The sequence below is a fragment of the Streptomyces sp. NRRL F-5122 genome (genome assembly GCF_001507435.1).
Taxonomy (GTDB): domain Bacteria; phylum Actinomycetota; class Actinomycetes; order Streptomycetales; family Streptomycetaceae; genus Streptomyces; species Streptomyces lannensis.
This window is the reverse complement of record NZ_LMWH01000225.1, coordinates 1-219: the sequence shown is the minus strand read 5'-3', so window position 1 is coordinate 219 and position 219 is coordinate 1. Positions and strand designations below refer to the sequence as shown.

1 pseudogene is annotated in these 219 nt (G+C 68.9%); it reads right to left on the bottom strand.

The features are described 5' to 3' along the window. A pseudogene (locus ADL25_RS20925) lies at positions 1-219 on the bottom strand (2-oxoacid:ferredoxin oxidoreductase subunit beta); the annotation flags it as partial.

Genomic DNA, 219 nt, shown 5'->3' with positions numbered 1-219 from the left:
ACGGTCCAGGTGTCGTTGCCGTGGAGGAGGGTGGTGAGGTCGCCTTTGCCGTTGTGTTCGATGGCGGTGTCGAGTTGGTCGGCCATCTGGGTGTCGTAGACGGGGCGGTGGATGGAGCGTAGGACGCCGATGGGGGTGTGGTGGAGGGTGTTGGGGTCGGCGAGGCGGGTGAGGGCGAAGGCGGTGGTGGGGGTGGGGGCCTGGGCGTCGTGGGTGAGG